Origin of the sequence: Romboutsia maritimum, assembly GCF_002251085.2 — a bacterium.
GTDB classification, from domain to species: Bacteria; Bacillota; Clostridia; order Peptostreptococcales; family Peptostreptococcaceae; genus Romboutsia_B; species Romboutsia_B maritimum.
Genome location: NZ_NOJZ02000099.1, coordinates 1 through 741, shown reverse-complemented (window position 1 = coordinate 741; position 741 = coordinate 1). Strand labels below are relative to the sequence as shown.

General features: G+C 35.9%; 2 rRNA genes. Both read left to right on the top strand.

Features of this window, described 5'->3' with window-relative positions:
- Window positions 1-8: 8 nt before the first annotated feature.
- Window positions 9-125 (top strand): 5S ribosomal RNA (rrf, locus tag CHF27_RS14025).
- A 366-nt stretch (window positions 126-491) separates the two neighbouring features.
- Window positions 492-741, top strand: a 16S ribosomal RNA gene (locus CHF27_RS14020); the annotation flags it as partial.

Below are 741 nucleotides of genomic sequence, written 5' to 3'. Positions count from 1 at the left end.
AAAGATTATGTGGTTATAATAGCAAAGAGGATACACCTGTTCCCATTCCGAACACAGAAGTTAAGCTCTTTAGCGCTGATGGTACTTGGAGGGCAACCTCCTGGGAGAGTAGGACGTAGCCACGTAGTCTTTTTTTATTTAAAAAATATTATAAATAAAAACTTACATTATAAAAAGTAAAATATAATAATATTTGTAAGAAAAAAATAGATGAATGTGGATAAGAAATATAAAATTACGCTATAGCTTGGTTTGAACATTGTAAATGATGTGGATAAGTTTAAAAAGTAAAGTTTTTCAAAAAAATACTTAAAAAATTTAAAAAGAAGTGTTGACGAGGTTAATTAAAGATGGTATAGTTATACTTGTCCTTAAGAAAAGGGCGAGTAAGAAAAAATGAACTTTGAAAATTAAACAGTAGGTTAATTTATAGAATTTGAAACAACCAAACAAAGCCAGATATATAACAGTATCTGAGCCCATCAAAACTTTTATTTGAGAGTTTGATCCTGGCTCAGGATGAACGCTGGCGGCGTGCCTAACACATGCAAGTCGAGCGATTTCCTTCGGGAAAGAGCGGCGGACGGGTGAGTAACGCGTGGGTAACCTGCCCTGTACACACGGATAACATACCGAAAGGTATGCTAATACGAGATAAAGTGCTATGAAGACATCTTCGAAGCACCAAAGCTTTAGCGGTACAGGATGGACCCGCGTCTGATTAGCTAGTTGGTAAGGTAA